At 62.1% G+C, this 10286-nt stretch carries 9 protein-coding genes and 1 pseudogene; 3 read left to right on the top strand and 7 right to left on the bottom strand.

The annotated features are described in order from the left end of the window. Nucleotides 1-81: 81 nt before the first annotated feature. From VX037_RS09375 to VX037_RS09390, 4 genes and pseudogenes are all read right to left on the bottom strand, one after another. Nucleotides 82-1488: a plasmid pRiA4b ORF-3 family protein gene (locus tag VX037_RS09375; protein ID WP_328714033.1), complete on the bottom strand. Its 1407-nt coding sequence runs from the start codon at nucleotides 1486-1488 to the stop codon at nucleotides 82-84. 38 nt (nucleotides 1489-1526) lie between these two features. After that, complete coding sequence (locus tag VX037_RS09380; protein WP_328714034.1) at nucleotides 1527-2066, bottom strand: TY-Chap domain-containing protein; 540 nt, start codon at nucleotides 2064-2066, stop codon at nucleotides 1527-1529. A 115-nt stretch (nucleotides 2067-2181) separates the two neighbouring features. Beyond that, a complete protein-coding gene (locus tag VX037_RS09385; protein ID WP_328714035.1) occupies nucleotides 2182-3885 on the bottom strand; it encodes an ATP-binding protein in 1704 nt (567 codons plus the stop codon). Nucleotides 3886-4167: 282 nt separating this feature from the next. After that, a pseudogene (locus tag VX037_RS09390) lies at nucleotides 4168-5244 on the bottom strand (HNH endonuclease). 37 nt (nucleotides 5245-5281) lie between these two features. Between VX037_RS09390 and VX037_RS09395 the strand changes: the two are divergent. The 3 genes from VX037_RS09395 to VX037_RS09405 all read left to right on the top strand — a co-directional run bounded on the left by VX037_RS09395 (nucleotide 5282) and on the right by VX037_RS09405 (nucleotide 7252). Then, a complete protein-coding gene (locus tag VX037_RS09395) occupies nucleotides 5282-5509 on the top strand; it encodes a hypothetical protein (RefSeq protein WP_328714037.1) in 228 nt (75 codons plus the stop codon). A gap of 245 nt (nucleotides 5510-5754) precedes the next feature. After that, nucleotides 5755-6399 carry a ComF family protein gene (locus VX037_RS09400; RefSeq protein ID WP_328714039.1) on the top strand — a complete coding sequence of 215 codons (645 nt, stop codon included), beginning with the start codon at nucleotides 5755-5757 and terminating at the stop codon, nucleotides 6397-6399. A gap of 19 nt (nucleotides 6400-6418) precedes the next feature. Then, on the top strand, nucleotides 6419-7252 hold the full coding sequence (locus VX037_RS09405) for a DNA-processing protein DprA (protein ID WP_328714066.1): 834 nt from the start codon (nucleotides 6419-6421) through the stop codon (nucleotides 7250-7252). Between the two features lie 98 nt (nucleotides 7253-7350). On the opposite strand, the gene VX037_RS09410 is transcribed toward VX037_RS09405, so the two are convergent. The 3 genes from VX037_RS09410 to drmC all read right to left on the bottom strand — a co-directional run bounded on the left by VX037_RS09410 (nucleotide 7351) and on the right by drmC (nucleotide 10286). Beyond that, the gene (locus VX037_RS09410; RefSeq protein WP_328714041.1) at nucleotides 7351-9057 is read right to left on the bottom strand and encodes a DUF262 domain-containing protein; all 1707 of its coding nucleotides are present in this window, start codon (nucleotides 9055-9057) and stop codon (nucleotides 7351-7353) included. Nucleotides 9058-9127: 70 nt separating this feature from the next. Further along, nucleotides 9128-9610 carry a very short patch repair endonuclease gene (locus VX037_RS09415; RefSeq protein ID WP_328714043.1) on the bottom strand — a complete coding sequence of 161 codons (483 nt, stop codon included), beginning with the start codon at nucleotides 9608-9610 and terminating at the stop codon, nucleotides 9128-9130. After that, nucleotides 9582-10286: a DISARM system phospholipase D-like protein DrmC gene (drmC, locus tag VX037_RS09420; protein WP_328714045.1), complete on the bottom strand. Its 705-nt coding sequence runs from the start codon at nucleotides 10284-10286 to the stop codon at nucleotides 9582-9584. Before drmC ends, VX037_RS09415 begins: the two co-directional genes overlap by 29 nt.

A 10286-nucleotide genomic window follows, 5' to 3' on the forward strand; every position in this document is an offset into this window, starting at 1 on the left:
CTCGACGATGACATCCGCCGTGAGGGTGTGCTGCTCTGATGGACCCGGAGCTCAATGATCGAAACCCAGGCCGTCATGAGATCAGGCGCGTCGCTCGATCGGATATCCGGTCAACCCCGCCCGCGCCACCGCAACCGCGGTCGGACTGAGGCGCAATGGATCCGGCCAGTGGTACGGCGGCGACATCGCTTCGAGTGCGTCGTAGGCGTTGCCGCTCATGCGTTGCACGTCGTACTTATCGACGGGTTCACCAGTGCTGAGGCGGTAGTCGAGCGCGTTCAGTAGTGTCGCGAGGAGTTGCGTCGGGAGCACACTGTCCTCGGTGGTGGCCGCGAAGAACAGGATCAGCAGTGCCGCATCGGCGCGGAACGGATCGTCGTGGCTCTTGGGGAGAAGCTTGCCGGCGATGTGGTTGGCCAGGCCGACGGGGTCGTCGATCACCTTGGCTCCGGCTTTGGTGAGCAGCAAGCGGCCCTTGAACTTGCGAAGTAAGCCCAACCGCTGCAAAGACTCTCGAAACTGCAACACCGGCCACGCGTCGATCTCGCGACCCTTCGGATGAATCCAGTCCCGCATCTCCGGGAGGACCTCGCTGGCGGCCGCGACGTCAACCGGCTTCAGATAGCCCGCCGCCGTCAACGGGAAGCCCTCGCCCTGCGCGCGAAGCAGAAACCAGATGTGGGGTGCGAGGTCGACCGAGAGGTGTTCTGGTGCAATTGATGTAGCAGGTTCAAAGAGGCGAGCCGCCCGCGTCGAGATGTCGCCAGACGTGTCACTGTGCTGGAGCCGGAGAAGCATATCGCCGACTCGTTTGGGCACGCCGACCAACGGTAGCTGGGTGACCGGATCGGTCATCGTCGTGTTGGCGGCCTCGATGTCGAAATGAGCCGGTTCGGGTAGCACCGTCGCCAATTCCTCGGCGCTGAGGAGGTGACCGCAGTCCTCGGGCGGTGCCGCACGGTCCCCATCGACGCAGATCGCCAGCGGCGCGTCGGGCCGCGGCGGCAAGACGGCTTCCAGGCGCAGAGTCAGGGCCCAATGATCGCCATAGTCATAGACGTAGGTCAGGATGTCGCCGGGCTCGTGCATCGTCTCGTCGAGATACACCGACACCGCCGGTTCGCCGTCGTCCCCCTCGACGTAGTCGTGGTCGCACAGAAACAGCTCGCTCGCCGCAGCGAATGGGTCGCCACCCAACGCGAAGCGGTAGAGGTGATAGTCCCACCAGCCGAACGCGCCCTGGATCGCTCGGTGCACGAGGTCCAGCGTCATCTCCGATCGCAACTCGACGGTGCGCCAGATCGGCGGTACCGAGTCGTCGAGGTCAATGCGGACCCGGAACACCGCACGGTCAGGCAGCTGTGGCTTCCGGAAATGTCCTCGCCGCGGCGGTTCCGGAACCGCATCCACGCCGGCCTGGGACGGGTGGAGGCCGCCGAGGATCACGTCGAACCGGGGGCGTGCACCGTCGGACGGGGTGTCGGTCATGGGTCGAGGATAGGTGGTGGAACCCGACCCGGTGGCCGTCAGTCCGCGTCGGGCAGACCGGGCACGATGGTCAGGTGTCGTCGCGGTCGGGCCGGCAGGGGACCGTGGTTCGCTGGGGGAATGGTCGGCGCAGTTCTGGCTGGAGGTTCCAGCGGATGGACCGATCCGTTCGGGTCCCGCAACGTCAGCGACCACGGATACGGCACACTCCACCACTCACGCAGGAAAGCGACGCTTTGCCGTGCGACCTCGCGGTGAGCGCGTCGTCCGACGTCTCGGATGTGCTGGTGTTTTCGGGGCTGATAGCGCCACCCGGCGGCGACGAACTGCTGGTGGTATGGATTCCACTCCTCCCGGCTGCGGTGTGACAGTGCGCTATTGGGGACGACGCACCGCACCCGCCCGGAGCTGGTGGCGGTGTAGGTGAGCAGGTGTCCGTGCCAGCCCCGCTCGGGAACCTCCAACTCGATGAACTCGAACACGCCGGTCTTGAGGTCGCCGAGTCGGGCGGCGAGGTCCTCGGTGAAGTCGAGCCAGGGCTCCGGCTCGTCGTCATCGTCGAAATAGTCGAATGGCATGGTGTCCCCCCTGATGCTCCTTGCCCGGACTGAAGGCGGTCCGGGCAACACTGATGGAGGGCACGCTACGCCGGGGCAGTGACATCGCTGGGAGTCGAGCGGGGAACGTGAATCCTCAGATTCGGTACGCGCGATTCTTGCTCGTCGGTGGCGCGGTGGCGTGGACTTTGCCAGCGCTGACCAGTGTTCGAAGTGCGGGTCGAAGAGTGCTCACGGGTGTGTGGAGGGACTCGGCCAACTCATGCACGGTCATGGTGCCGCCGTGCGACAGTGCATCGACGATCCTGCGCTGGGTCGGGGTGAGTTCGGTTCCCGATTCCGCTTCGGGAGTCAATTCGAACGTGCCGCGCTCGTTGCGGACGATTCCTTCGCTGACGAGATCGGTCAATGCCGCCTGCGCCACCGTCGTGTCCATTGCAAGCTGGCGTCTGAGGTCGTCGACCGTCACCGATCCCAGGTGGTGGATCAGTGCAAGCGCGTTGTCGCCGATAGTGGTGCGTTGGCGGCCGCCGATCGAATCGAGCCACTCACGGGTTTCCGGGTTGAGGAGTCCGAACCTGTCGAGCACTGTCACAAACGATGCCGGTGTGCTCTGGAAACGCGGTGCAAGCAAACCATTTTGCGTCATCTCTCCCAGCATTCTCGGAATGCCGGAGCCCGCGTTCTCACCGACGGTCTCGTCACGGTCGGCGAACGGGACCTCGGTCAGCAGCCTCGCCAGCAATTGATTCCGCGAGCGCGATTGGCCATCGAAGATCGACTCGACGTCACGACCGCCCCACAGTCCGCCAGGACTGTGAACCTCCAGACGATCCGGATACAACTCCACGCGGACTTGATCGCCGCGCGCCAGCTCACTGTAGTCGCGATGCGTGACTGCGTTGGCAATCGCCTCTCGAATCGCATCGATGGGAATCTCTGGGACATCTTGGGCGCCAGCGCCTTTAGACACACGTCGAACACGCAGATTGCGCACGACCGCGGAAATCGCGTCGTCGATCATGTCCGGTATCGATCCCTCGAGGACCGCGCGGTCGTCCATTCGTTCGTCACCGACGATCACGTCCTTACTGCCGCCCGGGTAGGAGGCGAAGCTGATCATCAGTTGGGGAAAGAACTGTTGGGGGAAGCGCCCGAGTGCAAGGAGCCCTCCCAGGGTCGGTCCCCCCGTGTCCCGGTCGACAACTCCCACCCGCTCCAATACATCTCGTTCCGAGGAGGTTCCGTCCAGTGCCCTGGGTCGGCTGGCCCGCAACCGTGCGACGGTTCTGGCGATGAGGCTCGAGTCCAGATCGTCGATCCGTGCCTGCATCACGGGCTCACGGTCGGCGTTGCTGGGGACAGTCAGCACCGACAATTGGAAGACCGAGTAAGTGTCGAGCCTGTGGTCGCCATCCCCGACGCGCATGTAGGTGCCGCGTTCTTTGCCCTGCGCGGTGACAAAGCAAGGCTTCTCGGCCGCGGGAAGCTCTTCGACCTCGGCTACCACAACCGACGCTCCGTCGACCTCCATCTGATCGACACTCATCGCAGGGGTGGGTGTCAGCGGGCCCGCCGGCTCGCTTCCACTTCGGGGTCGCGCCACATCGGCCATCTGGTTCAGAACTCTTCGCGCATCGAAACCGGGGGCGGGTGTGAACCCGGTCGCCTCGTCGAGCCCCAGAATCACAACCCCACCGTGCGTGTTACTGAATGCGCTGATCGTCGGCCAGAGACTCTTTCCGACGCCACCACCGCCGGACTTGACCTCGACCGTCGCGGTGTCGGTCCCCGCGGTCCGTACGGCGTCGACAATGTCCTGTAGATCCGCTGGTCGCATACGCCGACTCCTTCTGACGCCTGTCACTGATCGATCAGCGTATATCACTGACGGCATCACTCATATGAGTGACGGGATCAGTGATAGAAGTGATGGCATCACTGATGTCAGTGATCGGGGCAGTCGATGTCGGATACGGGTGGCACGCCGCTGCCCTGGTGCTGCCCGACGACGCGCTCGACGAAACCAGACGACTCGGCCGGCTCGCCCGTGACGGACATCCGGCGCTGTTCCTCGGCGCCGGCGCTGGCGTCGCGGCCCACGGTCCCAGCGGGAACACTGTCAGCCGGTATGCCAATCGAAGTCGACGCGTCCCAGCACGCCGATGTCTCTGCGACCCAGCCAGACTGGCGTGTTCTCCGGTTGAGTCGCAAAGAGTCCGTGCGCCGCGGAGACCACCCGGTCGAACTGGCTGGGCCAGTTGATATCGGCGGCAAGCGCGTCGAGGACAGGCCGGCCACGATCGAGCGCCCGGTCGACATGCGTGGGGGAGGGCAGCAGGTCGGACTTGTTGGAGTTGCAGGACTGGCAGGCCAGCACGAGGTTGGCCAGTCCGTCGATGCCGACCCGCGACCACGGCAGCACGTGATCGACGTGTCGGGTGGTGGTCAATCGTGCGGCGCAGTAGAAGCAGTGCGGTCCGAACTCGATCGCCAAGACGTCGCCGGCCTTGAGCAGCGAGACGCGGTCGGCACCGAAGAGATGCTCGGCGATGTCGGGACCGTCGGCCAGCAGCGTTTTGTTCATGCGGCGCACGTCGTCGACCCAGGCCAGCTGGAAAGCGGGCTTCAACTATGGCGCGAGCCGGGCCAGGGTCGTGCAGACACCGGGGAACAGTTGCAGCTTGTTGCCGTGATCGGCGATGGCTCGCTCCGACGCGGTGCCCATCCAGGAGTCGTCATAGAGGAAGCGCTCGTGGTCGGTGGCAGTGGTGACGTTCTGCAGGAGCTTGAGCGGATACCGGACGAGCGTGCGCTTCACAGTCGTGTGCGCAGCGACGTATGCGACGGACCCCTCGGCGACCACCAGGTCGATCGTCGGGGTGCGATGAGTGCGGGTGAGTTCGTCACGCAGGTCGGCGACGGTGGTGAAGATGACGCCTGGACCGTCGGTGGATTGCCGCAGCCGATGGCCGTCGAGGGGTCGCAGCTGACGCCAGTACAGCTCGATGACCCGGGTGGTCAGCTGATCGAGGTCGATGTCGACGGCAGCGTAGGGATCGTCGGGGACGGACTCGACGCTGAGATCGAGCAACGCCATAAGGACCGCGAGCTTGTAGGTGGCGGTGCGGCGTCCGCCGTCGAGGAGGTCGACGAGCTTCTGGCCCAGTTCGAGGAGGTCAGAAGCTGGGTGCGCCATACTGGCCTACGACGCCGTAGATCATTTATGACGCGTGATGAAGACATCCGTGGTCGGCATGGCGCTGACCGGACAGGTGAGGAACACCGGCACGGCTGCCGAACCGAATTGCTGGAGCAACGCGTCGCTGGAGCTTCAGAAGGAACAGGTCGTCGGCGCAGAACAGATGGTCGGCGGCCACCGTCCCGGAGGGCTTGTCCGTGAGGCACAATTCTTGGACACCTTGCGAGCTTGGACCTACCATGAATCTCTACGGCCGTTTTGATGAGGAAGGTTGGACCCCTGCGCGGGAATGGGACGAATAAAGACCAACCACTAATCGCCGGTTCAAAGGTGCCCTGATACATGTTTCTAACCGAATTCACCCCGCCTGCCCGTCCGTGCCGAATCGAACGGTCACTCCGGACGAGGCCGTCCAATCAGGAAGCTCGCTGGCGGCGCGAGTACCTGAGGGCTGAAGGCCTTCCGTTGTCTCATATCGACTCATTCTTCGCCTCGAATTACAGTCTGGTGGACGTTGCGGCGGACAGGGGGGATTTCAATTGGTGTTTGGAGTTCCCAGGGCCGTTTCCAGAAGGTTTCGAGCAACTGGTTTCATTGCTGGAAACGGCGCTGTGCTTGCCCGCGCCGTCGCCCTTTGATTTGGTACTAGCGTTGGACCGGTACAAGATCGTTGACGAGGAACTTCCACCGGAGCAGTGGGAGAACACCGAGGCTGGCGAGCTTGTGCACAAGGCGAAGTACTACTTGTCCTCACCGCAGATCCAGAGATCGGCGCGAGAGTCGCTTACTCGACGAATGGCGAACGCCATCTGGAGCCACCCTGTCTACCGGGACGCGCCGTACCTGATCTCTGTTCCGGGCTCATCAGGACGAGGCAACAGCACCGGCGAGCAGATAGCTAGACTCGTGGCTGCGGAGACTGGAAAGCAATTCATTCAGACGGTTGGCCCGGCCCGTCCTCAGCGGAAAGCGGACCCTACCTTTGACGTGTCCGGCCTTTTCAGCTTGCCGTCGATGCTCAGCGGGTCGTGTGTGATTATCGACGACGTCTGGCACACCGGTGCGACCTGTGTCGAAGTGGCCCGAACTGCCAAGCTCGCGGGGGCTGACGCAGTCTATGGACTCGTCGCTGCGAGAACGATGAGGAACTGACAGGATGTCATCCGAGAGAATGCTCCGGGCGCTTGTCGCATTTGAGGTATTCCGTACGCCCGGAAGAGTTACACGGGCACTTGTAAATTCGAACCCAGAGCCACTTCGCGAGGCGTGGCGACATTTGTCGATCGAGTCACGATCTGCTTTAGCGCGTCAGGTCGACGATCTGGAGGCCCGTGGTATCGAGGCTATCAACGCAGGCGATAGCGACTTTCCGAAGTCTTTGGTGGTTGGTGGAAAACCAATCGTTCCAACCCTTTTTTGCCAGGGCGATCTGAGTCTTCTCACTGCCGCCGGTGCAGGAATGTGTGGGTCTCGAAAGGTTACTCCGCTGGGGCTAAAAGCTGCGAAGGCGTGCGGCGAGGAGGTGAGCGATCGGGGTTTGACGGTGGTGTCTGGCTACGCAAAAGGCGTCGATACCGCGACACACCTCGCCGCGTTGGGCCGTGGTGGCCGGACTGTCATAGTCCTGGCCGAAGGGATTAACGCGTTTCGAATCAAGCGCGAGTTCAGGGAGAGATTCGATCCGAGCCGGGTTCTGGTGGTCTCCCAGTTCCGTCCTGACCAGCCGTGGGCGGCCTACGCTGCGATGGCTCGAAACCACGTGATCTTCGGTCTAGGAAAGGCACTCGTTGTCATCGAGGCAGGAGAGAAGGGCGGAACATTATCAGCTGGTCGGGACGCGCTCAAGCGCGGCCGGCCGGTTTTCGCTTTGAACTTCGGAGAAGAGACTCCGGTGGGCAACCGCCTTCTGATAGAGGCCGGTGCGCACCCGGTGACTTCTCGAACGGAGCTGGGTGTCGCTCTCGACCATGTAAAGAGTGAGCCTCAACAGGGAACGCTCATTTAGCACAGCGATAGCCGGCAGCTCGCTTAGCTTAGGTCCAACAGCCTGGGCTCAAAGTGTAGCTTGGCTAAGTTCAGCTGTGGGCCTGTCGCTTTGATTGGCTATACAGCGCCAAGTCCCCACTCTTCAAATATCGCACTGAGTAAGCTCTTCTGTCGGCCCTCTAAAGTCCTTGGATTCCACTTGTCAGCGGACAGTACCTGGCTGGTGAGTGCAAAGGTCGACACACCTTTCTTGCCGACAAAGTACTTCGCTTTTTTGACATCGAAGTCGTAGTTCTGGGCTTCCGAGTTCTTGGTTCGGTTGAGCAGCACCAGATTCGCAAGTCGATGAGTCCATTCGCTCCGCTCGTCATCGCTGAAAGATTTGTGCCACTTTGACTTCGATGCCGGATTCTGTGGCAGTACGTGTTCGACAGTGATGACTTTGTTGTCGTAAGTTACGCCGGGTGAGTTGGCGAGCACTTCGTCTACACGCAGGAGGATGAACCGCCTGCCCTGGGTATGGAGGTAGACATCGCCGTCGAGTGCGGCGCGCGTAGCCTTGATTTCGCTCGCGGACAATTGGAGAGAGGGTGCGCTCAGGCCCAGTCCTTTCTCATCGACGTCACGAAGTATCTCCGCGTACTTCAGTGCTCGCGGAGTTGCGTAGACCCGTCGGAGCAACATGCTTGCTGCTATTCGTTCCAGCTGCTGCAAGAAACTTGCCAGCCACGACGGGTCGTCCCACTTTGCACGCAAGGCCCACAATGCGACGGGGCGCCAGTCGGTGTTCCCTACTCGATTGAGGCGACGAAGCCAGTCGTTCACCGTATCGGCGCCGCTGGCTGCCGTAAATGATGCGCCTCGGAGCTGCTGATATGCATCGGCGTACGGAACGAGAACGTCGTCTACGAACTCAGCTGCGCGACCGCTGTTGGTGTATGTGTTGAGTACCTGTTTCGGGAACTCCTTCAAGATATCGGCCTGGGCACGCTGTTTTGCATAGATCATCCGCACATGAGCGAAGAGGTCGCCGAAATCTTGGCGACCTAGTGCGGCCTCGATGTCCTCCCACTTGTCGGCGTACGTCTTCCTATCGGCGTCCGACAAAGCTCCGACGACCTGAGATTTGAAGATGTCGGACGGAGACAGGTCGAGGCCTCGAGCGTTCATCACACTGAAGATTCGATACGCGCTGTCGAGGTCTGAGGTTGTGACCACAACTAGCAGAGTTCGCTTGCTGAGAAGCTGGATCAACCGAAACCGTCGATCCTCAGGCCACTTGTCGGATTTCAGCATGGTCGTCAACGACCGCGTGTTGTCGACGATCGAGCGCAGCGAATCGTGAGTCAGGTGATTCTCGTTGATCCCGAGTAGCTTGGTGGTCCCGCCCGGTTCCTGCACGAACTCCTTGAAGAAGTCGGCGTCGCGCTCACGAAGAGCTAGTCGCGGCTTCGCTTCGAGTCCTTGGACCTTGCTGCCAGGCTCTCTGACCATGATGGCGAGCTCAGCGCGGACTTCGTCTTCTGTGGATAGGTCGCGGAGTACCGACAGGAGAATCGTCAGGGTCGTCAGGCGCTGTTGGCCGTCGATGACATCAGAGTCGGCTGACTCAGGTCGCTTGACCAGCACTACGGACCCGAGGAAGTAAGGTTCATCCTCCGACTGTTCGAGCGCCTCACCAAGGTCGTCGAGCAGTTGCAGTGCGTGCTCCGGACGCCATGAATACGGTCGCTGGTACTCCGGGATGCGAAAGTCGAAATCGCTACTGAACACCTTCAACAGTTCGAGCTCATGTGCCGTCAGTTGTGCGGTATTGGTCAGCAATTCTCTGTCTCCTTGTCACCCTGAAGGTCCTGCGGGAAGCGGTCGCCGCTTACTTACCCCGCTCGACGAGTCAATTCTCAACCGTGGCAATGATCCGATCAACGATATCTCCGGGTTCCTCGTGCTCCCAGAACCGCAGAACATGCCAGCCGCGACCCTCCAGCGCTGCAGCGCTACGGATGTCGCGTGCCATGTTGGCGTCGAGCTTCTCGCGCCACCACTGCGCGTTGTTCTTCGGCTGGGTCGCGTGTTGAGGACACCCGTGCCAGAAACACCCGTCGATGAACACGACCACTCTCGCGCGGGTGAAGACGATGTCACCGCGACACCGCAATGTCGAGCTGGGACGGTAGTCAACTCGGTAGCGGAACCCGCCAGCGTGGAGTAGGCGGCGCACCGACAGCTCGACCGAAGTGTCACGCCGCTGTTGCTTCTGCATTCGGCGTCGGACAGCGTCATCGAGCGGCTCGGGCGAGTTCATACGTCTATATCGAAGTCGGTAGGCCGTGACCAGTATTGCGCTATCAATAGTCGACCAACGCGCCGTGTTCATACAAGGTCTCGAGCTGCCGAACGATGCCGTCGGCCACCGGAGAGTCCCGACAGAGAAGTCCGCACTCCAGATTCGACATGGCCGCGGCGGTCGAGAAGTTGGCGCTGGTCACTAACGCCGAACTCCGGTCGACAACGACGAACTTGGCGTGTTGGCGTGGGGTCCACTCGGCGACCGGGTCCGGTGCGTAGACCCATACCCGTGCACCCCGTAGGACCTTGGGTATCGCGCCTCCGTTCTTTGCCTGCATTCCGCGATCGAGGATCACCGTCACAGTCACGCCTCGCTCGACTGCGTTGGCAAGGGCCTGGACGTATCCAGCCCCCGACCCCGCGGAGTAAGTAGCCGCGTACACGGTCGCCGTTGCATCGTTCACGAGATCGGCGACAGCCAGCGTTGTCCGACCCTCCAAACCCGGAACGTTCGGGGCCGTCCACACTGGCTCGGGATCTGCGCTGCGCGGGACGGCGGCGATGCCGTCGAGAACAGCAGCGGCGAGGTCCGCTCTGCCGGCTGTGGCCACTAGGTCTGTCAGCAGCTCCTTGACCTCTGCCCGGTTGGCAGGAAACGCACGTTGCGCAGCCAAATGAGGAAGTCCGCACTGACGCAGCCTCGCGGCGACCGCATCAGCCTCTCCCGGCGCCAGCAACGCACCCAACCGGGCAACGGCGCTCAC

It is taken from the genome of Gordonia sp. Z-3, assembly GCF_036233855.1.
Classification (GTDB): Bacteria; Actinomycetota; Actinomycetes; order Mycobacteriales; family Mycobacteriaceae; genus Gordonia; species Gordonia tangerina.

What these genes read in the sequence shown, in the direction of transcription:
- VX037_RS09375 (WP_328714033.1), bottom strand. Translation starts at nt 1,488, where the DNA reads ATGACCGACACCCCGTCCGACGGTGCACGCCCCCGGTTCGACGTGATC.
- VX037_RS09385 (WP_328714035.1), bottom strand. Translation starts at nt 3,885, where the DNA reads ATGCGACCAGCGGATCTACAGGACATTGTCGACGCCGTACGGACCGCG.
- VX037_RS09380 (WP_328714034.1), bottom strand. Translation starts at nt 2,066, where the DNA reads ATGCCATTCGACTATTTCGACGATGACGACGAGCCGGAGCCCTGGCTC.
- VX037_RS09415 (WP_328714043.1), bottom strand. Translation starts at nt 9,610, where the DNA reads ATGAACACGGCGCGTTGGTCGACTATTGATAGCGCAATACTGGTCACG.
- VX037_RS09395 (WP_328714037.1), top strand. Translation starts at nt 5,282, where the DNA reads ATGAAGACATCCGTGGTCGGCATGGCGCTGACCGGACAGGTGAGGAAC.
- VX037_RS09405 (WP_328714066.1), top strand. Translation starts at nt 6,419, where the DNA reads ATGCTCCGGGCGCTTGTCGCATTTGAGGTATTCCGTACGCCCGGAAGA.